This window comes from Salinarimonas sp. (assembly GCF_040111675.1).
Lineage (GTDB): Bacteria > Pseudomonadota > Alphaproteobacteria > Rhizobiales > Beijerinckiaceae > Salinarimonas.
Genome location: NZ_CP157794.1, coordinates 581146 through 604804, shown reverse-complemented (window position 1 = coordinate 604804; position 23659 = coordinate 581146). Strand labels below are relative to the sequence as shown.

The window sequence follows — 23659 nt, the reverse complement described above, 5'->3', positions numbered from 1 at the left end:
CATGGCGGCCTTGAGACTTTCGTCGTAGCTAGGACAGGCCTGCTGACCTATATTGCGCTGCAACAACGGACATCGGTCGCACGCCGAACGCGGCGTCGACCCTGAGCAGGAGCCCCGTCCCATGGCCCACGCCATCAACTATCCCCACGTCGCCCGCGACGTCGTCCCCGCCACCGGCGAGACCCGTCCGAGCCTGTTCGCCCGCATCCTGCGCCGCATGCAGGAGGCGCAGATGGCCCGCGCGCGGCGCGAGCTGGCGCTCTACGCGCCGCATCTCGAGGCGCAGATGGAGATGGGCGAGTATCGCAAGCTCGGCCTCTCGAACGACGAGCGCCTGCCCTTCGTGCGCTGATCAGGCGCGCGGCCGCGCCGCCGCCCCGCCGCGCTTCAAGGTGAGCGCCGCCCAGCCCTCGAGGTCGCGGCGCTTCGTCAGCGCGAAGCCCTGAGCCCGGTAGGCCGAGAGCACGCCGGGCACGTCCTGCGCCAGCAGGCCCGACAGGACCAGCGTCCCGCTCGGCGCCACCACCCGCGCGAGCGTGGGCGCGAGCCTGCGCAGCGGCTTCGCCAGGATGTTGGCGAAGACGAGATCGAAGGTCCGCGCCCGGTCCGCCTGCGGCGCGCGCACGCCCGGCCCCACATAGAGGTCGAGCCACGGCGCGACGCCGTTGAGGCGCGCGTTCTCGCGCGCCACCGCGATGGCCACCGGGTCGATGTCCCCCGCCACCACGCGCCGCTTCACCGCCTTCGCCGCCGCGAAGGCGAGGATGCCCGTGCCCGTGCCGACGTCGAGGACGCGGGCCGGGCGGCGGCGCTTGAGCTCGTCGACGAGCGCGAGCAGGCAGCCGCGCGTCGTGCCGTGGTGCCCGGTGCCGAAGGCGAGCGCCGCCTCGATCTCGATGGGGACGTCGTTCGGCTGCACCGCCGCGCGGTCGTGCGACCCGTGCACCAGGAAGCGCCCCGCCCGCACGGGCTTGAGCCCCTCCAGCGAGGCCGCCACCCAGTCCTTCTGGTCGATCGCCTCGAACACGGCCGCGTCGGCGTGCTCGCCGAGAACCGGCCGGATCATGTTCCGCACGGCCGCCTCGTCCGGCGGCGAGGCGAAATAGGCCTCGAGCAGCCAGGTCTTGCCGTCCTGCGCCTCGAAGGCGGCGACGGCGGTCTCGGCGGGGTCGAACATCTCCCCGATCACGTCCGTGGTGGCGCGCGCCGCGCGCTCGCTGGTGGCGAGCCGCATGACGTGGGTGGGGCGGTTGGGGTGCAGGCCTTCGAGCATGGCGCGCGGTGTAGCACCGGCGCGCGCAGGGGGGAAGCGGGACGAGGGTGGGGAGCGCTGTCATCCGCGCGCAAACGCGCTCCGGCCGGGGACGACACCGTGGCGCGTTCCGCCGTCTAATCCGGCCGGCATGCCTGATGGCACGACGGCTCCGGAGGGATACGGCGCCCGACTCTCCAGAGGGATAGGACGGTCGAAAGGCGAGAAGAGGAGAGCGACGACACGTTCGCCCGTCGTCTTCCCGCAGGGAAGGCGGGCCGGGCGCCGCCCGGCCCGGAGGGGCGGTCGCCGCCGCCCTCGTGCCTCAATGCACGCTCACCGCATCGAGATCGTTCGCCTTGGCGTTCATCACGGCCGCCTCGCGGGAGGCGGTGAGCAGGATCGGCGCGCCGGAGGCGGAGAGCAGCGCGTAGAGCTCGAGGCCGGGCTGCAGCTCGGGCGCCTGGGGGAAGAGCTTCTTCACCTCGTCCGACGACATCGCGCGGACATAGGCCACCTCGCCCTCGCCCATCGCGGCGAGCGCTTCGGAAGCGGGGTTCTCGAAATCCTGGAATTGTGTGGTCGTCATGGTCTCGCGCCCTCCTCTCGAGCGGTGCGGAAATCAGCCGGATGTCAGCCTTTGGACGCCTTCAGCGCGATGTCGATCTTGCGGATCACCCGCTCCGGCTCGGGGCGGACGAGGTCGATCGACAGAAGACCGTTCGTCAGGTCGGCGCCGACCACCTCCATGCCGTCGGCGAGGAGGAAGGAGCGCTGGAACTGCCGGGCGGCGATGCCGCGGTGAAGGTAGTGGCGCGTCTTGTCGTCGGTCTGCTTGCCGCGGATGACGAGCTGGCTCTCCTCGAGGGTGACCTCGAGCTGGTCCCGGGTGAACCCCGCGACCGCCAGCGTGATCCGCAGCTTCTCCGGCTCGTCCGCCGTGCGGGGCAGCCGCTCGATGTTGTAGGGCGGATACCCGTCCCCCGCCGCCTTGGCGACGCGATCGAGCGCCTGCTCGATCTCGTCGAAGCCGAGCAGGAACGGATGAGCGAACGGCGACTGACGCGACATGGTCGAAGCCCTTTTGAGAGGCACTTCTGGATGGGGGCCCGCCGAGGCGCGGCCCTTAGGGGAGGAAGATGGGGGGGATGGGGGTGGGGGTCAAGGGATTGGGGTGGTGTGTCGGGTGTGGACGGAACTGCAGCTTTTTGGACGAGTGCGGCTTGCTATCTCCTGCTAGAGCTGCTATTCAGCGCTCGAGACAGCCTTCGGTCGCAGCGCATCTCGTGCGCGCAATGCTGTCTGATGGCCGGCGCGTAGCGGAGGAGCAATGCCGACCGTGCTCCGAATCCATGGTATGAGGGTGATAATCTACACGGACGATCACTCGCCAGCCCATGTCCACGCTTTCGAGCAAGGCGGCGTCGCGGTCGTCGTATTGAATTGCCCAGACGGACCTCCCGAGGTGAGGGAACGTTCGCGAATGCCAAAGCGTCGAGCGGATCGGATCGCTGGTGAACTCGCGCCCTGGGTGCGCCAGCTTTGCAGAGAGTGGGAGACTCTCCATGGCGAGGCCTGACGCCGAGTACGAGGACGACGAATTCGACGAGGCCGCGAGGCGCACGGAGGAACTCCGCGCTGCCGGTTATGCCGTGTCGGCGCACTACGATCACGTGCGAGAGCAGATCGTGGTGTCGCTGAGCGACGGGACGGTCATGCGCATCGATCCGACCCGCACCCGCGCGCTGAACGGCGCCGCGGCGGAGGACCTCGCCGAGATCGAGATCATGGGCGCCGGAGTGATCCTCTACTGGCCGCGGCTGGACGAGGGCGTGTCGCTGTCGGTGATGCGGGAGCGGTTTCCGCCGGAGGGTGGGGTGAGGCGGCATGAAACCGGGCAATGACGATTTCCCTAGGCCGAGCGGCGCTCATTCCTGCGCAGTGGGGGCACTAGGCTCTGGCCCCATAAACGGCAAAGCGGATTTGATCGCTCGAGCGTAGGATGATTCAACCTTCCTGATCGAGGGAGGATTCGATGCGCCGCCATGAGCTGACCGACGAGGAATGGGCGATCATCCAGCCGCTTCTGCCGAACAAGGTGCGCGGCGTGCCCCGGGTGGACGACAGGCGGGTGATCAACGGGATCGTCTGGCGCTTCCGGACGGGTGCGCCCTGGCGCGACGTGCCCGAGCGCTACGGCCCGCGCACGACGCTCTACAACCGCTTCGTCCGATGGCGGAAAGCAGGCGTCTGGGACCGAATTCTGGACGCCGTCTCAGAGGCTTACGACGGCGACATCGTGATGATCGACAGCTCCTGCGTCCGCGTCCACCAGCACGGGGCCGCGGGAAAAAGGGGGATTCGGAGGCCGCCGGAGATGGTCGCATGGGACGTTCCCGCGGCGGCCTGACGACCAAGATCCACGCCCTCGTCGATGCGGAAGGGCGGCCGGTTCGCCTCCTGCTCACCGCAGGGCAGGCAAACGACGCACCGGCCTGCGAGCAGCTCCTTCCGCTCGTCGCGAAAGACGCCATCCTGATCGCCGACCGCGCCTACGACACGAACGCGATCCGCGCGACGGTGACCGAACGCGGCGCCTGGGCGAACATCCCGCCCCGCGCGATCCGAAAGGGCAGCTTCCCGTTCAGCTCCTGGCTCTACCGCCAGCGAAACCTCGTTGAGCGCTTCTTCAATCGCATCAAGCACTTCCGCGGCCTCGCCACGCGCTACGACCGCTCGCCCGACAACTTCCTCGCCGCGCTCAAGCTCGCCGCGATCCGGATTTGGCTTGCCGCGAAATGAGTCCGCATCCTAGATGCCTTCCGTCATCGCCAGAACAAAGCATACCAGGATATCGCTGCTAGCGATTTTTATCGTTGACAGCGATGTGCGAATCGGCGCATAGGAGAATCGTCGTCGTTTCGGCTTAAAGGAGAACCCCGATTTGAGCTGGGGCCGGTTTTGGCCCTGTGGGAGTGCTTCGGCTCTCCCGAAAAAACCCCGCCTCCGACGCCGGGCCCCGCGCCCGCGGTCGGGCCGCGGGCGCGGTCGGTGTCCAGGTTAAAACCGTCGTTTCTGCTTGCTCTGGAGCTAGTCGGGGCCCGTTGGATCGGGTTGCTTCAGAGGAGACACACCAATGTGTGAAAGTCGAAACGACAAGCGACGGGCGCGGAACAGTAAGAGGAAACCTTGGTACCTGCGACGTGTTGTGTGGAAAGTCGTGGTATCGATAGCCCGCTTCATCGCGACGCTCTGGGTCCTCTACTCCGGTTAATCCGGGAGCTGTGATGCGAACCTGGGTATCAGCGAGGTTGCCGCAATGAACGTAAAAATGATTAACGAGAGCCTGCGCCTAGTCAGGTTGTACTGGGGAAAGTCGCAGTCTGAATTGGCTGCGGAACTCAATATCTCCCAGAGCTATCTCTCTGAAATCGAGCGGGGGCACAAAGATGTCACGCTGGAACTACTTTCCAAGTACAGTGACGCTTTACAGGTCAAAATGTCTGATCTCATGTTCTTCGCGGAAGAAGTTGAGAATCAGCCGCCACCAAGCAAGGGCCGCATCTTCATCGCAGGAAAGGCTGTGGAGCTTCTGAAGAGGATGATTCCAGATGAAATCGAGGGATCAAGAGAGATATCCGATTGAATCCTCACCATTCTTCAAATGCCCGCGACAGTCTGATCTTGCCCGGACCCTTGGACTTTCGAAAAAAGATCTTCATAATTTGGTGCGCTGGCGCGAATATAATTATCGTGATTGGGTTGACGATGTAAATGGAAAACGCCGCCGCATCGCAGTTCCTGTCGGTGATTTGCGCCGCGTGCATGAGCGCATACAGAAGCTCCTGGGTCGCGTTATCTTGCCGGAGTATGTCTTCTCGCCGAGGAAGGGCAAGAAGCAGCCGGACAATGCTGCTTTCCATGCGGACGCAAAAGCGTTTTTTCAGTTAGATATTAAGCAGTTCTATCCTTCTACAACAAGGGAGCACGTTTTCCGATTTTGCAAATATCGATTGGGTATGAGCGATGACGTGAGCGGGCAGTTCGCCAAGTTGACGACTTTTGAGGGGCGACTTCCCTTTGGGTCGCCTCTGAGCCCAATCCTCTGCGTTTTAGTTCACATGGACATGTTCGACGAGATCGCCTCATTGTGCACCACAAAGACATGCAAGCTATCGGTGTGGGTTGACGACCTCACTATTTCGGGAGCTAGCATCGACGGTGAACTAATCGCTGGCGTCAAGGCTGCGATAAGGAGAAAAGGCTTCCGTTATCACAAGGTGAAGAAGTCGCGGAGCGAGTACGGCGTCGAGATCACCGGCATCTTCATGAGAAACGGGGATTGCGTCCCGAAGGCAGCATTTCACAGAAAGCTGGCATTGAGGAGGGCCGAATACGACGCAGAGACGTGCCCCGCGAAAAAGATGTCGATACTTCATTCGCTGATCGGGATGAACCGACACGCGCATTTGATTTCCACCCAGGAGTCACCGGTCGCGATTCGGGCCGCTAAGCGGCTTCAGTGGCTAGACGGCGAGCGGCGCAGGCTTGAAGCATTGCTCAGCCGACTGCAGCCCGAAAGAGAAGAGCCGCTCTTCATCCCGGCTTCTCAAGACGTTCCTTGGTAGTCTGGACGACCGCCCTTTCTCCCCCGAAACCGCACCCCCTCCCCCTTCTCCCCCTCCTCCGGCACGAACTCCACCCCGGCCTTCTCCAGCGCGGCCTGCAGCTTGTCGGCCGTGCGCGCCCATGCCGCGAGGGGCCCCGGCTGCAGCTCCAGCCGGGCGATGGTCGGGTGGGAGACGCCGGACTCGCGGGCGAGGTCGCGCTGCTCCCAGCGCAGGAGGGCGCGGGCGGCGCGGAGCTGTTCGCTGGTGATCCGATCTTTCGCCACGCCGCACCCAGAATTTAATAACGGGGTTATTGAACTCTCCCGCGATTGCGAGTATAAGGGTCCTACCACCACCCAAGCAACGGAAGACCCATCATGACCGACGGGGATTGCCCGCTCGCGCGCCTGTGCGCGGAGGCGGAACGGTTGATCGTGCGCCGGAACGCGGCGGAGGAGGCGGAGCTGCGGCTCGACGGGGCGCGGGAAGCGGCCGCGAAGCGGGCGGCGGAGCGGGTGTTCGAGGAGGCGACGCTCTCCCTCGACCACATCGCCGCCCGGGCCAGCGACCACCGCCCGCGCAGCCGCACCGGCGCGCTGTTCTCGATCGCGCTCGCCGCGGCGGAGGCCGAGCTGCTCGCCTTCCCCGATCTCGAGCAGCGCGAGGACCACGCCGCGCGCCTGCGCCGGCGGCTTTACGGCCTGCGGGCTTATCTCGAGGACGGCGTCCTCACTCCCGACGCCGTCTCAAACTTCTACATGTGCGCCGACCGGGACCCGCTGGCGGCGCTGCGCGGGTGAGACCGCGCTCCCCCGCTTGCCGATCGTTCACATCCGAACTACTCCTTTCGTCGAAAGGAGCCCCGTCATGCCCTATCGCGCCCCCGTCTCCGAGATGCTGTTTGCCATGCGCGCCGTCGCCGGCCTCGACGACAAGATCGCGCGCGGGCTCTATCCGGATCTCGGGCCCGATCTCGTGGCGCAGATCCTCGACGCGGCGGCGGAGTTCGCGGGCGAGCGGCTCGATCCGCTCAACCGGCCGGGCGATCTCGCCGGGCTCGGCCGGGACGGCGCGGTCGTGCGCACGCCGCCGGGCTTCGCCGAGGCCTATCGCGACTGGGCGGCCGGGGGCTGGAGCGCGCTCGCGGCCTCGCCGGAGCACGGCGGCCAGGGCCTGCCGACGCTCGTCGCCAGCGCCTGCACCGAGATGTGGAACGCGGCGAACCTCTCCTTCGCGCTCTGCCCGCTCCTCACCATGGGCGCCATCGAGGCGCTGGAGGCGCACGCCGCGCCCGAGCTGAAGGAGCGCTACCTGCCCAGGCTCGTCTCCGGCGAGTGGACGGCGACCATGAACCTCACCGAGCCGCAGGCGGGCTCGGACCTCTCGGCTTTGCGCACCCGCGCCGAGCGCGCGGCCGACGGCTCCTACCGGATCTTCGGCCAGAAGATCTACATCACCTACGGCGAGCACGACTGGACCGACAACATCGTCCATCTGGTTCTCGCCCGCCTGCCCGACGCGCCGCACGGCACGCGCGGCATCTCGCTCTTCCTCGTGCCGAAGATCCTGCCCGACGGGCGGCGCAACGACCTCGCTTGCGCCGGGCTCGAGCACAAGCTCGGCATCCACGCCGCGCCCACCTGCACGATGGCCTACGGCGAGGGCGAGGGCGCGGTGGGCTGGCTCGTCGGCGAGGAGAATCGCGGCCTCGCCTGCATGTTCACAATGATGAACAACGCCCGCCTCGCGGTGGGCGTCCAGGGCGTCGCCCTGGCGGACCGCGCCACCCAGCACGCGCGCGCCTACGCGGCCGAGCGCCGGCAGGGCCGCACGGCGGACTATACCGGGCAGGGCATGGTCGCCATCGCCGGGCACCCGGACGTGCGGCGCATGCTCGCGACCATGCGCGGCCTCACCGATGCCGCGCGCGGCATCTGCTTCCTCACCGCCGCCGCCCTCGACGAGGCGGCCCGCGAGGCGGACCGCGAGGCCCGCAAGGCGGCCTACGAGCGCGCCTCGCTGCTCACGCCGCTGGCCAAGGCCTTCTCCACCGACATCGCGGTGGAGGTCGCCTCGCTCGGCGTTCAGGTGCACGGCGGCATGGGCTTCGTCGAGGAGACCGGCGCGGCGCAGTTCTACCGCGACGCGCGCATCCTGCCGATCTACGAGGGCACGAACGGCATCCAGGCGATCGACCTCGTCCTGCGCAAGCTGCCGCTGTCCGGCGGGGCCACGGTCCGCGCCGAGATCGCCCGCATCCGCAAGGTCGCGACGCGGCTCGTGAAGGAGGCGGACGCGCGCTTCGGTGCGCTCGCCGCACGCCTGCGCGAGGCGACGGCGCGGCTCGACGAGACCACGTCGTGGATGCTCGCCGCGCTCGCGGAGGGGCGGCAGGACGACGCGCTCGCCGGCGCGACGCCCTACCTGCGGCTGTTCTCGCTCGCCCGCGGCGTCGCCTGCCTCGCCGAGGAGGCGCTCGTGGCCCGGGCCGCGCTCGCGGCCGGCGAGACCGACCCGGCGCACGCCGAGCGCATCGCGCTCGCGCGCTACATGGGCGAGGCGCATCTCGGCGAGACGGAGGGCCTCGCCCGCTCCGCCACCGCCGGGATCGACGCGCTGCCCGCCGCCGAAGCGTCCTGAGCGGCGGCACGCCGGGCGCCTCGCCGGCACGGACGGACGGACGGATGCGGCACGCGGAACGGGAGATCGCGCCATGTCGGAGACCATCGCCCTCGTCGCCGGCGCCTCCCGCGGGGTGGGGCTCGGCATCGCGCTCGGGCTGGCGGAGGCCGGCGCGACGGTGATCGTGACGGGCCGCTCCAGCGAGGGCGGGCCGCGCACGGAGGGCCGGCGCGAGACGGTGGAGGGCGCCGCGCGCGCGGTGGAGGCCGCCGGCGGCAGGGGGCACCCTTATGTCTGCGACCACACGAGCGAGCGCGAGGTCGACGGGCTCGTCGCCTGGGCCCTGCGCCGCTTCGGGCGCATCGACGTGGCGATCTCGTCCGTCTGGAGCGGCAACGAGGGCTTCGACGGCGAGACCTTTCCGGACGGATCGCGCTGGGGCACGCCGTTCTGGCGCCGGCCCGCGGGGCTGATGGCGCGCTTCTCGGAGGGCGGCGTGATGCCGGCGCTGCTCCTCGCCCGCGCGGTGGCGCCGCCGATGGTGGCGGCGAAGCGAGGGCTGATCGGCTTCGTCTCGTTCGACACGAGCCGAGGCTATCTCGGCGACGTGTTCTACGACGGCGCGAAGCACGCGCTGAACCGCCTCGCCTTCGCCTGCGCCGAGGAGCTGCGGCCCCACGGCGTGGCGGCGCTGGCGCTCTCGCCGGGGCATGTCGCGACGGAGCGCGTGCACGAGGCCGGCGCGGCGGACGAGGCGACGGAGACGCCCCTCTTCGTCGGCCGCGCCGTGGCGGCGCTCGCCGCGGACCCGGACGTCGCCCGCCATGCGGGCCGGGTCGTCGCGACCGCGGATCTCGCGCGCGCCTACGGCTTCACCGACGTGGACGGGCGCGTGCCCGAGCGCTTCGAGCCGAGCTGACGCGCCGCGCGAAAAGGGGCGCCGGCTCGCGCCGACGCCCCTCGGACCGCCGTGGCGGGCCGCGTCACTGGTCGGTCTGGCCCTGGCCCTGCTGGTTCTGCATGCGCTGGCCGTCGCCCTGGCTCATGCCGCCGGTCGCGCCTGTCGTGTCGCCCGGCTGCATGCCCGGCTGCATGCCCATGCCCTGGTTCATGCCCTGGTTCATGCCCTGTCCCATGCCCTGCTGCATCATGCCCTGCATCAGGCCCGACGGGTTGACCACCATCATCACCATCTCGCCCGACGGCGCGCGGGCGGAGACGAGATAGGCCGCGTCGAGCAGCGTCACCTCCTCGAAACCGGCCTCGTTCAGCGCGTCGCGGACCTGGCCCTGGCTGGCGATACGGCTGCGCAGCTGCTCCTCGGTCATCTCCCCCTGCTGCGCCTGCATCTGCTGCTGGCCCTGCTGCTGACCCTGCGTCTGCGTCGCGTCCTGCTGGGCGAGGGCGGGGAAGGCGGCGGCGCCCGTGAGGGCGAGCGCGGCGATGAGCGTCTTCGTCATTGCGTCTCTCCTGATGCGGTGTTTGCTCGAGAGGTGGCGGCGGACGCATGCCCACCGCGCAACCCCGGCAAGCCGGCCGCGCGGTTTGTGTTCCCCGGTTTCGCGCGGCGCGGGACGGGGTCCTCTCGCCTTGCAATCGTCTCCCATCCGCGGCGCTCCCCTCGGAACGAACGCCCCCGCGCTCCCGTTGGGGGGGCGAAGCGACCGGCGGCGCTCGCCGGTCCCGCGTGCCCGGCACGCACCGAAATTTCGAAAGGAAGGAGTCCGCTCATGCTCAAGCGCACCTCCACGATCGCCATCATCGCCGCCATGGCCGCGGCGCCCGCGATGGCGCAGGACACCACCACGGTCGACCCGGTCTCGCAGGCCGGCACGCTCACGGCCGAGAACGTCGTCTCGCTCGAGGGCTGGGCCTACGACGACCTGTACGCCGGCGGCATGAGCGCCGAGGAGTTCATCGACGAGTACGACGTCTACGGCGCGGCCGGCGAGGACATCGGCGACGTCGAGGACGTGATCGTCGGCGCCGACGGATCCATTCTGGCGGTCGTCGCCGAGATCGGCGGCTTCATCGACATCGGCGACACGCACGTGGCCGTGCCCTGGGGCGAAATCGAGATGAACGCCGCCGAGCAGGCGATCACCATCCCGGTCACCGAGGAGAACGTCGAGAATTACGGCCTGTACGGCGAAGGCTACGCCTTCCGCGAGGACGTGGCCGCGACCGGCTCCGTCGGCGAGGAGGTCGTCGCCGGCCTCGACGACGCCGAGCTCGGCCCGCGCGCCTATCGCGTCTCCGAGGTCATCGGCGACTACGTCCGCATCCGCGACGAGGACGGCGAGACCACCGACGCCGCCGCGGCGGACGACGCCATGATGATGGGCCGTCCGGGCTATCCCGGCCGCGCCGGCTATCGCGACTACGGCTACGTCAACGACGTGATCATCGCCGACGGCCGGGTGCAGGCGGTCGTGGTCAACCCGGACCTCGCCTACGGCCGGGGCTACTACGCCTATCCGTACTACAGCCCGTACAATTACGGCTACGGCCCCTATTACGACCTTCCCTACGGCGAGGACGAGGTCGGCGCGGTCGAGCCGTTCGAGTACGAGCGTATGCGCGGCGAGATGTAACAGCGTTCCCGCGCGACGGTACGAGGGGACCCGGCCCAGGCCGGGTCCCCTTTTTCATGGTGCGCGGGGTGCGCCCTCGCGCGCCTTGACAACACGGCCCTCTCGCCACAGGACAGTGCGGATGACGAAGCCGCCTCTCGAGATCCTCCTGTGCGCCCCCCGCGGCTTCTGCGCGGGGGTGGTGCGCGCCATCGACGCCGTCGAGCAGGCGCTCGCCCAGCGCGGCGCGCCGGTCTACGTCCGCCACGAGATCGTGCACAACAAGTACGTGGTCGAGAGCCTGCGCAAGAAGGGCGCGATCTTCGTGCGTGAGCTGGAGGAGGTGCCGGACGGGGACGCGCCGGTGATCTTCTCCGCCCACGGCGTGCCGAAATCGGTGCCCGAGGAGGCGATGCGCCGGCGCATGCACGCCATCGACGCGACCTGCCCGCTCGTCACCAAGGTGCATCGCGAGGCGCAGGTCCACGCCAAGAAGGGCCGGCACGTGCTGCTCGTCGGCCACGCCGGCCATCCCGAGGTGGTCGGCACGATGGGGCAGCTGCCGCAGGGCTCGATCACGCTGATCGAGACGCTCGACGATGTCGCCGCCTTCGCGCCCGCCGATGCCGAGGCGCTCGCCTTCGTGACGCAGACGACGCTGTCGGTCGACGACACCAGGGAGATCGTCGACGCGCTCAAGGCGCGCTTCCCGGCGATCGTCGGGCCGCACAAGGAGGACATCTGCTACGCGACCACGAACCGCCAGGAGGCGGTGAAGAAGGTCGCGCCGATGGTGGACGCGCTCATCGTCGTCGGCTCGCCCAACTCCTCGAACTCGCAGCGCCTGCGCGAGGTGGCCGAGCGGGCCGGCTGCAAGGTGGCGCGCCTCGCCAACCGCGCCGAGGAGATCGACTGGGAGCTCTTCACCGGCATTCGCCGGCTCGGCATGACCGCCGGCGCCTCCGCGCCGGAGGTGCTCGTCGAGGAGATGATCGACGCCTTCGCCGAGCGCTACGAGGTCACGGTCGAGACCGTGACGACCACGAACGAGGACGTGTTCTTCCCCCTGCCGCGCGGCCTGCGCGGCGAAGCCGCCGAATAGCCGTGGCCGTCTACACCGACGTTCCCGAGGAGGCGCTCGTCGCCTTCGTGGAGGGCTACGACATCGGCGAGGTGCTCTCGTTCAAGGGCATCGCCGAGGGCGTCGAGAACACGAACTACTTCCTGCACACGAGCCGCGGCTCCTACATCCTCACCCTCTACGAGAAGCGGGTGGCGGAGGCGGACCTGCCGTTCTTCCTGGGCCTGATGGAGCATCTCGCCGACCGCGGCATCGTCTGCCCGCAGCCGGTGCGGGACCGGCGCGGGGAGGCGCTCGGCCGGCTCGCCGGGCGCCCCGCGGCGATCGCGACCTTCCTCGAGGGGCTCTCGATCCGCCGGCCGAACCCGAAGCGCTGCGGGGCGCTGGGCGGAGCGCTGGCGCGGCTGCACGAGGCGGGGCGCGACTTCGGCTCGCGCCGCCCGAACGCCCTCTCGCTGCCGGCCTGGCGTCCGCTCTTCGCCCAGGCGGAGGCGCAGGCCGACACCGTCGCACCGGGCCTCGCCGCGCGCAGCCGCGCCGAGCTCGACCATCTGGAGCGGGTCTGGCCGCGGGAGCTGCCCGAGGGCGTGATCCACGCCGATCTCTTCGTCGACAACGTGTTCTTCATCGGCGAGGAGGTCTCGGGGCTGATCGACTTCTACTTCGCCTGCAACGACGTCCTCGCCTACGACCTCGCCATCTGCCTCAACGCCTGGTGCTTCGAGGCGGACGGGTCGTACAACGTCACGAAGAGCCGGGCGCTGATCGCCGGCTACGAGGCGGTGCGGCGGCTCGAGCCCGCCGAGGTCGCCGCGCTGCCGACGCTCTGCCGCGGGGCGGCCCTGCGCTTCCTGCTCACCCGCCTCGTCGACTGGCTGAACGTGCCGCCGGGCGCGCTGGTGCGCCCGAAGGACCCGCTCGAATACGACCGCAAGCTCGCCTTCCACCGCCGCGCCGACACGGCCGCCGATTACGGGCTCGACCGATGACCGCCGAGAGGCCCGCGCCGCGGGTGACGATCTACACCGACGGGGCCTGCAAGGGGAATCCCGGCCCCGGCGGCTGGGGCGCGCTCTTGATCTTCGGCGAGCGCGAGAAGGAGATGCACGGCGGCGAGCGGGTGACGACAAACAACCGGATGGAGCTGATGGCCGCCATCCAGGCCCTCGAGGCGCTCAAGCGCCCGTGCTCCGTCGACCTCTATACCGACAGCCAATACGTGCGAAACGGCATCAGCACCTGGCTCGCCGGCTGGAAGGCCAAGGGCTGGCGCACGGCCTCGAAGCAGCCGGTGAAGAACGAGGACCTCTGGCGCCGCCTCGACGAGGCCCGCAACCGCCACGAGGTGCGCTGGCACTGGGTCAAGGGCCACGCCGACGACCCGCTGAACCATAGGGTCGACGCGCTGGCGAATGCCGGGGTGCCGCGGGGGTGAGGCGTCAGGTCGCCCGCGCGTGAAGAACGCGCCGGGCCCCGTCGGCCAGTCCCGCGACGGGCACCAGCTCGGCGACCTGGCGCATCAGCAGCGCGTCGGCTTCATCGAGAGGTCTGTCGAACACGGCGAAGTGCACGCGGCGAGCCGCCGATGCTCTTTGCGTGTCAGAGAACGCGACGTAGCTCGAAGCGATCGAGACGGGGTGGGGCGCCACCGCGTCGATCAGCAACGTCTCGCCCCGCGGTCCCGTCAGCGCCAGGTCGAAACGGTGCGTCTTCCCGCTCTGTCCGACAACAGGCACTTCGCGCTGAATCTCGACCTCGCGAAAAGCGCTGGCGAGCGCCTCCGTGATCCGTTCCACGAGGCGACGCTCGCTCACCGGACGCCTGTCCAGCGCCATGGTCGCGGCAAAGGCGGCTCCGTTCGCGACGGACAGGATTCCCGACTGCAGCCACTCTGCGGAAGCGATCTCGGCGACGAGAGTCGAGTCGACCACCTGCAGGGAGAAGCGGTCCGCCGCAATGGTAAGCCAGCGCTTGATAGCCGGCTGGTCGCACCCGTGCAGCCATGCTTCGCGATACGCGCCACCGTCGTCGTGAACAAGAAAGCCGTCGCCATGGCCAACGACGTGGATCTCCACGGGGTCGAAGGACGGGTAGAGGCAGTGCGTCGCGATCCGCGCGCCCGAAGTGGTCGGCTCGCAGGAAGCGAGGGGGGCGAGGGCCGACCGGATCTGTTCGCATATCATGGCGTCACCATCACTCGAAGAGCGCCGACTGAGGCGGCACGTCGAAATCGGCCTGCTCGGGAGTTAACCTCAGAGTTGCGGCTTGCGCCAGCCAGCGCAAGGCCTGCGGAAGCCGTCTCATCCGCGCCCCGAGAGGTCGCCGGACCGGCAGGCGCCCGAACCCCGATCGTGCGACGATCTCTCGGTTGTCGCTCCAGCCGTGACTGTGCGACCCGCAGACCGTCGCGGGAAGGCCCAGGTGGGCGGCCGCCAACGGATTCGGCTTGCAGTCACGAGGATCGACGATGTCGACCCGCCAGATCGGCCGGTCACGGAAAATCACCGAGACGCTCGGGCGCGTCCGATCGACGGAAAGGCATCTGAAGCGGAGCGTGGCGCGTCCAAGCCCCGCGCGATCTATCACCGGCCACGTCGCGTCGAGCTCTCCGGGCCGCGTCGAGGGCGTCCAAAGCGGGATCGGATCACCGAGCGTCTTGAGCTCGGCGAGAAACTCGTCGACTTCCTCCAGGTCCTGCACGCTCGGAGCGATCATGTCGCCAAGCTAGAGCAGATTCTCACCACTCGGGTTCATATCCTGCTGCGGTGAAGAAGTTCGCGCATTCCTCTGGCGGGAAGGCTTCGATGGCGTCGGCGACGGCGCTCCAGAGGGCGTCGCGCGTCCGGGCGGCGACCTTCCTGAGCAGGGCCTTCAGCTTGGCGAAGGCGTTCTCGATGGGGTTGAAGTCCGGGCTGTAGGGCGGCAGGAAGCGCAGCTCGGCTCCGGCCGCCTCGATGGCCTCGCGCACGGCGGGGGTCTTGTGGCTGGCGAGGTTGTCCATGATCACCACGTCGCCGGGGCTCAGCGTCGGAACCAGGACCTGCTGGACGTAGGCGAGGAAGCTCGCCGCGTTGATCGCGCCGTCGATCAGCATCGGCGCGTCGATCCCGCCGATCCTGAGCCCGGCCACGAAGGTCGTGGTGCGCCAATGGCCGTGAGGGATGCCGGCGCGCAGGCGCTCGCCTTCGGGGGCGCGGCCCCGCAACCGCGCCATCTTGGTGTTGAGCCAGGTCTCGTCGATGAAGATCAGCCGCTGCGGGTCGAGCTCGGGCTGCTCCTCGAACCAGGCCTCGCGGGCCGCGGCGACGTCGGCGCGGTCCTGCTCGCTGGCGTGGCCGGACTTTTTTTGAACGTCAGGCCGTGGCGGCCGAAGAAGCGGTGCACCGTCGAGGGCGCGAAGCGCTCGCCGTGCTCGCGCTCGAGCCGCTCGGCGATCTCGACGAGGGTGAGATCCGGCGCCTCCTCCACCATCGCGAGGATGACCGGGCCGAGCGCCTCGATCCGCCCGGACCGCGTGTCGCCGCCTTGCGCCCGCGGCGCGACCGAGCCCGTCTCGCGCCGAAGGTTGAACCACTTCACCGCCGCGGACGGCGCGATCCCGAAGCGGTCCGCCGCGGCCCGGCGGCTCATGCCGGCATCGACCGCAGCGAGGACGCGCTGCCTCAGATCCATCGAGAGGGGCTTCGTCATGGCGGCTGGCCTCCTCCGCCAGCCTCTACCGTGAATCACGAACTGGCCTCGAAGGGAATCCCCCGCGCGATTCCATCAGGAAGCGATCTGCTCTAGCACCACGTCGCCGGGGCTCAGCGTCGGAACCAGGACCTGCTGGACGTAGGCGAGGAAGCTCGCCGCGTTGATCGCGCCGTCGATCAGCATCGGCGCGTCGATCCCGCCGATCCTGAGCCCGGCCACGAAGGTCGTGGTGCGCCAATGGCCGTGAGGGATGCCGGCGCGCAGGCGCTCGCCTTCGGGGGCGCGGCCCCGCAACCGCGCCATCTTGGTGTTGAGCCAGGTCTCGTCGATGAAGATCAGCCGCTGCGGGTCGAGCTCGGGCTGCTCCTCGAACCAGGCCTCGCGGGCCGCGGCGACGTCGGCGCGGTCCTGCTCGCTGGCGTGGCCGGACTTTTTTTGAACGTCAGGCCGTGGCGGCCGAAGAAGCGGTGCACCGTCGAGGGCGCGAAGCGCTCGCCGTGCTCGCGCTCGAGCCGCTCGGCGATCTCGACGAGGGTGAGATCCGGCGCCTCCTCCACCATCGCGAGGATGACCGGGCCGAGCGCCTCGATCCGCCCGGACCGCGTGTCGCCGCCTTGCGCCCGCGGCGCGACCGAGCCCGTCTCGCGCCGAAGGTTGAACCACTTCACCGCCGCGGACGGCGCGATCCCGAAGCGGTCCGCCGCGGCCCGGCGGCTCATGCCGGCATCGACCGCAGCGAGGACGCGCTGCCTCAGATCCATCGAGAGGGGCTTCGTCATGGCGGCTGGCCTCCTCCGCCAGCCTCTACCGTGAATCACGAACTGGCCTCGAAGGGAATCCCCCGCGCGATTCCATCAGGAAGCGATCTGCTCTAGCGTCGCAATCTCCATCTGTCACGAGGCGATCTTCGCAACCAAATCACTCCGCAGCGGCCAGCAGCGCCCCCGCCCCCGTCACCCGCACCCGGCTGCGGCCGCCGCCGAGCTTGTCCACCCGGATCTGCACCGGGATGCGCTGGTGCATGGTCTCGACGTGGCTGATGACGCCCACCTTGCGGCCTTGCGCCTGCAGCGTCTCCAGCGCGTCGATGGCGACGTCCAGCGTGGCGGCGTCGAGCGTGCCGAAGCCCTCGTCGATGAACAGCGTGTCGACGAAGGAGCCGCGGCCCTCCAGCGAGCACAGCGCCAGCGCCAGCGCGAGCGAGGTGAGGAAGCGCTCCCCACCGGACAGCGAGCGGGTCGAGCGCCGCTCGTCGCCCAGATCGCGGTCGCGGATCTGCAGCCCGAGATCGCCGCCCTCCCCGCCGGCGCGCTCCAGCCGGTAGCGCGGGGAGAGCGCCTCGAGATGGCGGTTCGCCAGCGCCACCAGATGGTCAAGCGTCACCGACTGCGCGTAGCGGCGGAACTTGGAGCCGTCGGCCGAGCCGATGGCGTCGTTCATCTGCGCCCAGAGCCCGGCGACCGCCGCCGCGGCGGCGATCTCGGCCTCGAGCCGCCCCGCGATCTCGCGGGCGCGGTCGTCCTGCTCGAGCGCGACCCGGCGGGCGACCTCCTCCTCGGCGAGGGCGGCAAGGCTCTCGACCAGGGCCGCACGGTGCTCGGCCAGGGCGGTCGCGTCCTCCTCCGGCGCGCCCGCCGCGAGGGCGTCCGCGAGCGCGGTCTCGCAGTGCTTCAGGGTCGAGGCGGCCTCGCGCACGGCCTCGTCCGCCTGGGCGAGACCCGCGCGCAGAGCCTCGCGCTCCTCCGGCGCGACGGCGAGGAGCGCGAGCGCCTCCTCGCGGGGGAGGCCGCGCGCGGCGAGCGCGGCGGCGAAGGCGGCTTCGGCTTCGGCGAGGCGGGAGGCGGCCTTGGCGCGCGCCGCCTCGGCGCCCTCATCGGCCGCCTGCGCCCCCGCGAGGCGATTGCGGGCGGTCTCGCCCGCCTCGCGCGCCGCGTCGAAGGCCGCACGCGCGGACTTGGCCGCATCGACGTGCCGGCTGCGGTGGACGTCCGTCGCCTCGCCGCCGAGCAAGCCCGCGCGCGCCTCGGCGAGACGCGCCGCCGCCTCGCCTGCTTCCACCGCGTCCGCCGCGGCCTTGGCGGCCGTCGCCGCGGCGGCCTCGGCGCGGGCCTGCGCGGCGGACGCCGCCGGGCGATCGCGGGCGAGGTCTTGCTCCAGAGCCGTGCGCCGCTCGGCCCGCCCGCGATAATCGCGCCCGCGGGTCTCCAGCACGCGGCGCGCCGCCTCGGCGTCGCGGTCGAGATCCTCCGGCGCGATGCCGGCGGCGGCGAGCACGCGGCCCCATTCGCGATCCACCGAGGCCCACCTGTCCTCGAGCTCGGGGACGCGGGCGTCCGCGCGGGCGATCGCCTCGCGCGCCGCACTCGCGTCGCGGTCCAGCGCCGCGCGCTCCCCGCGGCGGCCCTCGATCGCGGCCCCGGCGGCGTCGCGGCGGGCGCGCTCGGCCTCGATGTCCTGGCGGAGCACATCCGCGCTGCGGAGCGTCTCGCGCGCGGCGGCGCGGGCGGTCGCGATCTCGCCGGCGAGCGATGCGAGCGCGGGACCGGCCTCGCGCCACACCTCCGGCGGCGCGGCGAGCCCGAGATCCGGCAGCGCCCGCCAAGCCGCATGCGCCTCGCCGTAGGCCGTCTCCGCCGCGGCGAGCCGCTCGGTCTCGGCGGCGATGGCCACGGCGGCCTCCTTGCCGGTCCGCTCCGCGGCGGCGCCCGAGGCCTTCGCCTCGGCGAGGCGGGCGCGGGCGGCATCCTGCTCGCGGCGAAGCGCGTCGCCTCGGGCGCGGATCTCGGCGACGAAGGCGTCCGGCTCGGAAAGGTGGTCCGGCGCGTGCGGGACGCCGCAGACCGGGCAGGGCTCGCCCGGCACCAGCGCCGCGCGCAGACGCCGGGCCTGCTCCGAGGCCGTCGCCTCCGCGAGCGCCCCGAGCCGCGCCACCTCGTCGGCGCGGGCGTCGAGCCCGTCGATCTCGGCCTGCGCCGCCCGCGCGGCGTCGCGCGCCTGTGCATAGGCCGCCGCCGCCGCCTCCCGGCGGGCGGTCGCCTCGTCGCGGGAGCGGGTCGCGGCTTGCGCCTTCTCGGCGGCGGCGGCGAGCCGGGCGAGGAGGCCGTCGGCGGCCTCGAACCCGTCGGCCCGCGCCTGCGTCGCCGGCGCGCCGAGCGCCTCCAGCGCCGCGAGCCGCTCGGCGATACGCCCGTCGCAGGCGGCGCGGGTCTCGCCGTCGCGCGCATCCGCCTCGTCGAGGGTCGCCCGCGCGGCGGCGAGGCGCTGGAGCGTCGCCTGCGCGGCGTCGCGCTCGGCGCGATGCGCGGCCGCGTCGCGCACGAAGCCGGCCCGGCGGGCGAGCGCGTCCGAGAGCTCGGCGAAACGGGTGGCGAGGGGTTCCAGAGCGGCGTCACGGGCGAGGCCCTCGGCGATCTTCGCCGTCTCCGCCTCCGCGGCGGTGACCCGGGCGGCGAGGTCCTGGGCCGCGGCGGACGTGGCCTCGGCGGCGCGGCGCGCCTCGTCGCGGGCCTGCGCGAGGCGGCTTTCCGCCTCCCGCGCGTCGGCGAGACGCCGGTCGCACGCGTCGGCCTCGGCCCAGGCGGGCTCGAGCGCCGTGACCGCGGCCTCCGCCTCCGTGAGCGCGGCGCGGGAGGACGCCTCCTGCGCCTCCGCTTCGGCCGTCGCCTGCTGCGCCGCCGCGCGGGCCTGCGCCGCCGGCTCGCGCCCGCCCTCCGCCTCGGCGCACGCGGTCTCGGCCTCCCCCACCTTCTCCCACGCCCCGCGCAGCGGCTCGACCCGCTCCAGCGCCGCGAGCCGCGCGCGCTCCGCGCCGAGCGCGTCGGCGGCCGCCTGCGCCAGGGTGAGCGCCTCCCCGGCCGCGTCGCGCTTCACGGTCGCCGCGGCGATCGCCTCGTGGCGGCGCAGGGCCGCCTCGATCGCCTCGCGCGCGGCATTCTCCTCCTGCTTGCGCAGGGCGAGCGCGGCCAGCGCCGCCTGCGCCTCGGCCCGCGCCTCGGGCGCCATCAGGCCGATGCCGTCGCGCTGGCGCTCCAGCGCCTGGAGCGCGTCGCGGGCCTCGCGGTGGCGCTCGTAGGCGCGGCGCGAGAGCGTGGCGTAGATCTCCGTGCCGGTGATCTTCTCGAGCAGCTCCGCTCGCTCCTTGGCGTCGGCGCGCAGGAAGGCGTCGAAATCGCCCTGGGCGAGCAGGACCGTGCGGCGGAACTGGTCGCAGGTGAGGTCGGTGAGGCGCTCCACCTCGGCCTTCACGGTGCGGATGTCCGAGGCCACCGCCTCGACCGTCCCTTCCGGCGCGAGCTTCCACAGCGCCCGCCCGCGCTTCTGCAGCGCGCCGGCCGCACGGCCGCGGGCGCGGTTGAGCTCGCAGCGCACGCGATAGACGGCGCCGTCGCGGGCGGCGAAGTCCACCTCGGCGTAGCCGCGCCCGGCGCCGCGGCGCAGGATCGTGCGCGGGTCGGTGGCGGAGAGCGGGGCGTTGTCGCCGTCGGGAATGGCCTCGTTCGCCCCCTCCGCCTTCACGCGCGGGAACTCGTCGTAGAGCGCGAGGCACAACGCGTCGAGGATGGTCGACTTGCCGGCCCCGGTCTCGCCGGTGATGGCGAAGAGCCCCGCCGCCGCCAGCGGCTCGGTGTCGAAGGCGATCTCGAAAGGCTCGGCCAGGGAGGCGAGGTTCTCGCCGCGGATCGCGAGGATGCGCATGTCAGGCCGCCTCCTCGTCCGCGGCGTCCTCGTCCATGGCGAGGAGGGCCGCGAAGGCCTCCTCGTGCGCGGGCGAGGGCGGCGCGCCGTGCTTTAGCGCGAAGGCCTCGCGAAACACCTCCTCGGGCCTGCGCTCGGCGAGACGCATCGCGACCGGCTCGGCCGCGCCCTCCCCGGTCGCCGCGGGCCGCTCCAGCGTCACCGCGACGAGGCGCAGCGGGAAGCCCTCGGCGATCTCCGCGATCTCCGCCTGGAGCCCCGTCGCGGGCCCCTCGACGGCGACGTTGAGGTAGACGAAGGCGCGCCGCGCGAACGGGGTGGCGGGGTCGAGGTCGAGCGCCGCGAGCGCGGCCTCCACCTCGCCCCGGGACAGCGCGCCGCGCGCGGGGACGCGCAGGACGGGCACGGGGCGCGGCAGCGGCCGGTGCTCGACCTGGACCATCCCGCCCTCGAGCGTGACGAGCGTCGCGCCGTGCTCGTAGCCGCTCTCCGTCTTCGACAGCGGGAAGAGCGCGCCGGAATAGCGGATCGTGTCGCGCCCGACGCGCTGGGGCTTGTGCAGGTGCCCGAGCGCCACGTAGGCGGCCTCCGCGGGGAAGATCTCCGGGGGCACGGCGTGCTCCCCGCCGACCAGGATGCGCCGCTCCGCGCCCTCCGATTCGAGGCCGCCTGCGACGTGCAGGTGCCCGGTGACGACGAGCGGCGTGTCGCCGATGGCCGCCTTCGCCTGCGCGATCATCCCGCGATAGAGCCCGCGCACCCCCGCCACCACGGGCGAGCCCTCGGTCGCGGCGTCGAGCGGCGGCAGGTCGGCGACCCGCGGGAAGGGCACGGCGAGAACCTGCGCGCCGATCGCCCCCGTCGCGTCGCGCACCGGGATCAGGTGCCGGGCGAGGTCGTAGCCGTCGGCGGCGCGGGCGATCGTGCCCGTCACGTGCACGTCGGCCAGGCGATAGAGCCCGCGCGGCGCTTCCAGCCGGCCGGCGGGGTCGTGGTTGCCGGCGACGACGACGATCGCGGCGTGCGGCCGCGCCGCGCGCAAGCGGGCGAGCGTATCGAAATACAGCGTCTGCGCGTCCGCCGAGGGGTTGAGCGTGTCGAACACGTCGCCGGCGACGATCACCGCGTCCACCGCCTCGCGCGCGGCGAGGTCGACGAGCGCGTCGAGCGCGGCGCGGTGCTCTTCCTCGCGCGAGAAGCCGGCGAGCGTCTGCCCGAGATGCCAATCGGCCGTGTGCAGGATCCTGACCATCCGTCCTCCGCGCGCACTCTCACCGGATGGCTGGTGATTCGCCAGGGGCGGATCGCGGCGCCGAGGAAAGGGCTGGGGACGGATGTCTCAGGGCTTCTGGCGCATCACCTCGGGAACGCGGCAATACGGCCGCAGCCAGCGGTGCGTCTCCGGGCAGGTCCATTCGAGGACGGTCATCGTCTCGGAGAAGTCTTTCGACACGTCGTTGCGGAAGATCGGCTCGTGGTGGCTGATCCGATTGCGAAGGTCGGCGATACGCCTCGCCCGGTCCGCGAGATCCGCCCGCGAGCGTTCGGCGGGTAGGTGCGGGAAGGCGAGGCGCAAGTGTTGCGACCAAAGGGCGGGATTGTAGCGCTTTTGCAACAACGCTACCCAAAATCCAAATGACAGGCCGGCGACAATCTGACCGGTCGCGACGGCGACCTGCCTTTTCTGGAGACGCCGACGAACCTGCTCGAGGTCTGCGATCCGCCGCTTGTCCATTGCGTCGAGCAGGGCGAGGAAGCGATCGCTGGACCACCATGCGGCCCCGAATTCCTTAGCCAAAGCAACGCAAATTCGGTTGCGGAGCCCGACCTCGACCGCTTGGATGGGTGTATGGAACGCCTCGCCGAGACGCGCGTTCCAGACATACAAAGCGAGAGCGCGGTGCAGATCATGCCCTGCCGCCGAAAGATAGGTCGCCAGCCGTTCGTGCGACATGGTCGCTCGCAGGGCGTCGGGATCGGGTGAAACCCTTTCTTGATATTCTTCGTGCATAGGTCTATTTCGATCCGGTGAGCCGAGCCTCGTCACTGCGTGCAAACGGGGCCGGACGGATAGAACCCCGCGACAGCCTGACGGCCCTCGCGGGGTTCGTCATTTCTGGCGACGCGTAACGAATCAGCTGCGAGCATATTGCAGGACCACGCCTGCGCAACCTTAACAGAGCTGAACCGAAACGCCGTTATGCCCCCGTCCCCCTTTCCACCCCCCGCCCTCGTCGTCACCGGCGCGACCTCCGGCATCGGCTACGCCATCGCGCGGCTGTTCGTGGAGCGCGGCTGGCGCGTGTTCGGCTCGGCGAGACGCCCGGAGGACGCCGAGCGGCTCGAGCGGGAGCTCGGGCCGGGCTTCCGGGCGCTGCTCTTCGACGTCACCGACGCCGACGCGGTCGCAGAGGCGGCGGAGCGCGTGCGCGGGGCGCTCGACGGGCGGCGGCTCGCGGGGGTGGTCGCCAATGCCGGCATCGGCATCCCGGCGCCGCTCGAGCTGCAATCCGTCGAGGACTGGCGCCACCAGGTCGAGGCCAACCTGATCGGCACGATGATCACGGCCAAGACCTTCCTGCCCCTCGTCGGCACGGACCCGGCGCTCACCGGCCCCAAGGGGCGGATCGTCACCATGTCCTCGCTCGGCGGCAAGCTCGGGCAGCCCTTCGTGACCGCCTACATCGCCTCCAAGTTCGGGATCGAGGGCTTCTCCGAGGCGCTGCGACGCGAGCTCTCGCCCTTCGAGATCCCGGTGATCGTGATGGCGCCCTCCGCGGTGGCGACGCCGGTGTGGGAGAAGGTCGCGCGCCAGGACGTCGGGCGCTTCGACGCGACGCCCTACGGCCCCGCCTTCCGCTCGGCGCTGGGCGGCATGGTGGAGAACGCCCCCAGGCGCGGCCTCTCGGCCGAGGCGGTGGCGCAGGCGACCTTCGAGGCCGTCACCGCGAAGCGCCCGCGGCTGCGCTACGCGCCGGCGGCGAATCCGCTCCTCGAGAGCGTGCTCTTGCCGCTCCTGCCCAAGCGCCTCGTCGACGCGGTGATGCGCCGGCAGATGCGCAAGGCCGGCGAGCGGCGGGGCTGACGCCACCGCGAGAGCCGCAAGCGCGGCCGTTTCACCGTTTCCTTACAA

At 70.9% G+C, this 23659-nt stretch carries 27 protein-coding genes; 14 read left to right on the top strand and 13 right to left on the bottom strand.

The features are described from left to right. The first annotated feature begins 121 nt into the window (after nucleotides 1–121). A complete protein-coding gene (locus tag ABL310_RS02700) occupies nucleotides 122–352 on the top strand; it encodes a hypothetical protein (protein WP_349370181.1) in 231 nt (76 codons plus the stop codon). On the opposite strand, the gene ABL310_RS02695 is transcribed toward ABL310_RS02700, so the two are convergent. The 3 genes from ABL310_RS02695 to ABL310_RS02685 all read right to left on the bottom strand — a co-directional run bounded on the left by ABL310_RS02695 (nucleotide 353) and on the right by ABL310_RS02685 (nucleotide 2323). Continuing rightward, a complete protein-coding gene (locus tag ABL310_RS02695; protein WP_349370180.1) occupies nucleotides 353–1273 on the bottom strand; it encodes a 50S ribosomal protein L11 methyltransferase in 921 nt (306 codons plus the stop codon). It abuts the gene before it with no gap. A gap of 304 nt (nucleotides 1274–1577) precedes the next feature. Beyond that, nucleotides 1578–1841, bottom strand: coding sequence for a DUF1150 domain-containing protein (locus tag ABL310_RS02690; RefSeq protein WP_349370179.1), 264 nt, complete (start codon nucleotides 1839–1841; stop codon nucleotides 1578–1580). 44 nt (nucleotides 1842–1885) lie between these two features. Then, on the bottom strand, nucleotides 1886–2323 hold the full coding sequence (locus tag ABL310_RS02685) for an Hsp20 family protein (protein ID WP_349370178.1): 438 nt from the start codon (nucleotides 2321–2323) through the stop codon (nucleotides 1886–1888). Between the two features lie 259 nt (nucleotides 2324–2582). Here ABL310_RS02685 and ABL310_RS02680 point away from each other — a divergent pair, with 259 nt between their 5' ends. From ABL310_RS02680 to ABL310_RS02660, 5 genes are all read left to right on the top strand, one after another. Beyond that, nucleotides 2583–2831 carry a DUF4160 domain-containing protein gene (locus ABL310_RS02680; protein WP_349370177.1) on the top strand — a complete coding sequence of 83 codons (249 nt, stop codon included), beginning with the start codon at nucleotides 2583–2585 and terminating at the stop codon, nucleotides 2829–2831. Continuing rightward, a complete protein-coding gene (locus tag ABL310_RS02675; protein ID WP_349370176.1) occupies nucleotides 2818–3156 on the top strand; it encodes a DUF2442 domain-containing protein in 339 nt (112 codons plus the stop codon). The genes ABL310_RS02680 and ABL310_RS02675 overlap by 14 nt, the downstream gene beginning before the upstream one ends. Before the next feature lie 131 nt (nucleotides 3157–3287). After that, nucleotides 3288–4054 (top strand): IS5 family transposase gene (locus tag ABL310_RS02670; protein ID WP_349368304.1). Its coding sequence is split into 2 segments (ribosomal slippage): nucleotides 3288–3597 and nucleotides 3597–4054, totalling 768 coding nucleotides; the frame shifts between segments, so codons are not numbered across the junction. A 529-nt stretch (nucleotides 4055–4583) separates the two neighbouring features. After that, nucleotides 4584–4898, top strand: coding sequence for a helix-turn-helix transcriptional regulator (locus tag ABL310_RS02665; protein WP_349370175.1), 315 nt, complete (start codon nucleotides 4584–4586; stop codon nucleotides 4896–4898). Further along, nucleotides 4864–5880, top strand: a complete 1017-nt coding sequence (locus ABL310_RS02660; protein ID WP_349370174.1) for a reverse transcriptase family protein — start codon at nucleotides 4864–4866, stop codon at nucleotides 5878–5880. Before ABL310_RS02665 ends, ABL310_RS02660 begins: the two co-directional genes overlap by 35 nt. Here the strand turns inward: ABL310_RS02660 and ABL310_RS02655 are convergent. Next, on the bottom strand, nucleotides 5862–6146 hold the full coding sequence (locus ABL310_RS02655; protein WP_349370173.1) for a helix-turn-helix domain-containing protein: 285 nt from the start codon (nucleotides 6144–6146) through the stop codon (nucleotides 5862–5864). The genes ABL310_RS02660 and ABL310_RS02655 overlap by 19 nt on opposite strands. A gap of 93 nt (nucleotides 6147–6239) precedes the next feature. On the opposite strand from ABL310_RS02655, the gene ABL310_RS02650 reads away from it, so the two are divergent. The 3 genes from ABL310_RS02650 to ABL310_RS02640 all read left to right on the top strand — a co-directional run bounded on the left by ABL310_RS02650 (nucleotide 6240) and on the right by ABL310_RS02640 (nucleotide 9403). Next, the gene (locus tag ABL310_RS02650) at nucleotides 6240–6662 is read left to right on the top strand and encodes a hypothetical protein (RefSeq protein ID WP_349370172.1); all 423 of its coding nucleotides are present in this window, start codon (nucleotides 6240–6242) and stop codon (nucleotides 6660–6662) included. Between the two features lie 67 nt (nucleotides 6663–6729). Further along, nucleotides 6730–8502 carry an acyl-CoA dehydrogenase gene (locus tag ABL310_RS02645; protein WP_349370171.1) on the top strand — a complete coding sequence of 591 codons (1773 nt, stop codon included), beginning with the start codon at nucleotides 6730–6732 and terminating at the stop codon, nucleotides 8500–8502. A 73-nt stretch (nucleotides 8503–8575) separates the two neighbouring features. Beyond that, nucleotides 8576–9403 carry an SDR family NAD(P)-dependent oxidoreductase gene (locus ABL310_RS02640; protein WP_349370170.1) on the top strand — a complete coding sequence of 276 codons (828 nt, stop codon included), beginning with the start codon at nucleotides 8576–8578 and terminating at the stop codon, nucleotides 9401–9403. A 64-nt stretch (nucleotides 9404–9467) separates the two neighbouring features. Here ABL310_RS02640 and ABL310_RS02635 read toward each other — a convergent pair whose 3' ends face one another. Further along, complete coding sequence (locus ABL310_RS02635; RefSeq protein WP_349370169.1) at nucleotides 9468–9944, bottom strand: hypothetical protein; 477 nt, start codon at nucleotides 9942–9944, stop codon at nucleotides 9468–9470. A 270-nt stretch (nucleotides 9945–10214) separates the two neighbouring features. Between ABL310_RS02635 and ABL310_RS02630 the strand changes: the two genes are divergently transcribed. The 4 genes from ABL310_RS02630 to rnhA all read left to right on the top strand — a co-directional run bounded on the left by ABL310_RS02630 (nucleotide 10215) and on the right by rnhA (nucleotide 13573). Continuing rightward, nucleotides 10215–11078, top strand: coding sequence for a PRC-barrel domain-containing protein (locus ABL310_RS02630; protein ID WP_349370168.1), 864 nt, complete (start codon nucleotides 10215–10217; stop codon nucleotides 11076–11078). Nucleotides 11079–11199: 121 nt separating this feature from the next. After that, entirely contained in the window at nucleotides 11200–12159 is a 960-nt protein-coding gene (gene ispH, locus ABL310_RS02625) for a 4-hydroxy-3-methylbut-2-enyl diphosphate reductase (protein WP_349370167.1), read from the top strand. Between the two features lie 2 nt (nucleotides 12160–12161). After that, nucleotides 12162–13127: a homoserine kinase gene (locus ABL310_RS02620; protein WP_349370166.1), complete on the top strand. Its 966-nt coding sequence runs from the start codon at nucleotides 12162–12164 to the stop codon at nucleotides 13125–13127. Then, on the top strand, nucleotides 13124–13573 hold the full coding sequence (gene rnhA / locus ABL310_RS02615) for a ribonuclease HI (protein WP_349370165.1): 450 nt from the start codon (nucleotides 13124–13126) through the stop codon (nucleotides 13571–13573). The genes ABL310_RS02620 and rnhA overlap by 4 nt, the downstream gene beginning before the upstream one ends. 4 nt (nucleotides 13574–13577) lie before the next feature. On the opposite strand, the gene ABL310_RS02610 is transcribed toward rnhA, so the two are convergent. The 8 genes from ABL310_RS02610 to ABL310_RS02575 all read right to left on the bottom strand — a co-directional run bounded on the left by ABL310_RS02610 (nucleotide 13578) and on the right by ABL310_RS02575 (nucleotide 22537). Then, on the bottom strand, nucleotides 13578–14321 hold the full coding sequence (locus ABL310_RS02610) for a hypothetical protein (protein ID WP_349370164.1): 744 nt from the start codon (nucleotides 14319–14321) through the stop codon (nucleotides 13578–13580). Nucleotides 14322–14331: 10 nt separating this feature from the next. After that, on the bottom strand, nucleotides 14332–14853 hold the full coding sequence (locus ABL310_RS02605) for a hypothetical protein (RefSeq protein ID WP_349370163.1): 522 nt from the start codon (nucleotides 14851–14853) through the stop codon (nucleotides 14332–14334). Nucleotides 14854–14875: 22 nt separating this feature from the next. Beyond that, a protein-coding gene (locus ABL310_RS02600) for an IS630 family transposase (RefSeq protein WP_349368028.1) occupies nucleotides 14876–15828 on the bottom strand; the annotation gives its coding sequence in 2 pieces (ribosomal slippage) (nucleotides 14876–15486 and nucleotides 15486–15828; 954 coding nt in all). Between the two features lie 75 nt (nucleotides 15829–15903). Next, a complete protein-coding gene (locus ABL310_RS02595; protein ID WP_349370162.1) occupies nucleotides 15904–16134 on the bottom strand; it encodes a transposase in 231 nt (76 codons plus the stop codon). A gap of 32 nt (nucleotides 16135–16166) precedes the next feature. Continuing rightward, nucleotides 16167–16610, bottom strand: a complete 444-nt coding sequence (locus ABL310_RS02590; protein ID WP_349370161.1) for a hypothetical protein — start codon at nucleotides 16608–16610, stop codon at nucleotides 16167–16169. 139 nt (nucleotides 16611–16749) lie between these two features. Continuing rightward, nucleotides 16750–20526, bottom strand: coding sequence for an AAA family ATPase (locus tag ABL310_RS02585; protein WP_349370160.1), 3777 nt, complete (start codon nucleotides 20524–20526; stop codon nucleotides 16750–16752). A 1-nt stretch (nucleotide 20527) separates the two neighbouring features. Further along, on the bottom strand, nucleotides 20528–21778 hold the full coding sequence (locus ABL310_RS02580) for an exonuclease SbcCD subunit D (protein WP_349370159.1): 1251 nt from the start codon (nucleotides 21776–21778) through the stop codon (nucleotides 20528–20530). A gap of 87 nt (nucleotides 21779–21865) precedes the next feature. Beyond that, on the bottom strand, nucleotides 21866–22537 hold the full coding sequence (locus ABL310_RS02575) for a hypothetical protein (RefSeq protein WP_349370158.1): 672 nt from the start codon (nucleotides 22535–22537) through the stop codon (nucleotides 21866–21868). A gap of 189 nt (nucleotides 22538–22726) precedes the next feature. Here ABL310_RS02575 and ABL310_RS02570 point away from each other — a divergent pair, with 189 nt between their 5' ends. Continuing rightward, the gene (locus tag ABL310_RS02570) at nucleotides 22727–23611 is read left to right on the top strand and encodes an SDR family NAD(P)-dependent oxidoreductase (protein WP_349370157.1); all 885 of its coding nucleotides are present in this window, start codon (nucleotides 22727–22729) and stop codon (nucleotides 23609–23611) included. Nucleotides 23612–23659: the final 48 nt, after the last annotated feature.